1 protein-coding gene is annotated in these 1,259 nt (G+C 48.4%); it reads left to right on the top strand.

The features are described from left to right. Positions 1–73 precede the first annotated feature (73 nt). Positions 74–1,251 (top strand): IS3 family transposase gene (locus JAO78_RS16615; RefSeq protein ID WP_226752479.1). Its coding sequence is split into 2 segments (ribosomal slippage): positions 74–341 and positions 341–1,251, totalling 1,179 coding nucleotides; the frame shifts between segments, so codons are not numbered across the junction. The last annotated feature ends 8 nt before the right edge of the window (positions 1,252–1,259 follow it).

Raw genomic sequence — 1,259 nt, forward strand, 5'->3', positions numbered from 1 at the left:
TGTAGTGGCACACTGAATTTGGCCACCTGATTAGAGGTGTTATGATACACCTCATATGACATTAGGTGACAAGATGAATAAAAAGACAAGACCCACATTCAGCCCTGAATTTCGCCTTGAGTGTGCTCAGTTAGTTGTTGACCAGGGCTACTCGATTACTAAAGCTGCACAGGCCATGAATGTTGGCAAATCAACCATGGATAAATGGGTTCGTCAGCTGCGGGAAGAGCGAGCTGGCGTTAGACCTAAAGCCACACCTATGACGCCTGAGCAGTTGAAGATCCGTGAGTTAGAGAAGCGGATCCGGGACTTAGAAATAGAAAAGGATATTTTAAAAAAGGCTACAGCTCTCTTGATGTCGGACTCCCTGAACAATTCAAGATAATTGGGAAACTCAAGCAGAGCTACACCGTGACACGGCTGTGTCAGGTCTTTGGAGTCCATCGCAGCAGTTTTAAATACTGGAAGCAAAGGCCGAAGGATATTAAGCCTGAGCATGTACAGAAGCTCAGTAAGGTAAAAGAACTGTTTAACACCAGCCGCGGCTCTGCTGGGGCGCGCAGTATTGCACAGATGGCTACGGCTCAAGGCGTGAAGCTTAGCCGTTATCTGGCGGCAAAGTACATGCGGTTATTGGATGTTGAGAGTTGCCAGCAACCGCGACATGCGTACAAAAAAGGTGGTGCTGAGCATGTGGAGATCCCTAACGTGTTAGCGCGCCAGTTTGCTGTAGTGAAGCCGAATCAAATGTGGTGTGGTGATGTGACATACATTTGGACTGGCAGTCGTTGGACTTATCTGGCTGTGGTAATGGATCTCTTTGCTCGCAAGCCTGTGGGATGGGCTATGTCGTTTTCACCGGATAGTGAGTTGACATGCAAAGCACTAAGCCATGCGTTTGAGTCGCGTGGCAAGCCAGAGGGCGTCATGTTTCACTCTGATCAAGGAAGCCATTACACCAGCCGGAAGTTCAGGCAATTACTCTGGCGCTGCCAAATAACGCAGAGTATGAGTCGGCGCGGTAACTGTTGGGACAACAGCCCAATGGAGCGCTTCTTCAGAAGTTTAAAAACAGAATGGGTGCCTACAGTAGGTTATGGTTCTTTTGCTCAGGCAGAGCGAGAGATACTGGAATATATGCTGGGCTATTACAGCCAGCTCAGGCCGCATCACTATAATGGTGGTTTGGCACCAAACGAAAGCGAGCGCAGATATTGGCTTAGCTATAACGATGTGGCCAAAATTAGTTGACCACTACA

Origin of the sequence: Alishewanella maricola, assembly GCF_016343785.1 — a bacterium.
In the GTDB taxonomy this organism is placed as follows: domain Bacteria; phylum Pseudomonadota; class Gammaproteobacteria; order Enterobacterales; family Alteromonadaceae; genus Alishewanella; species Alishewanella maricola.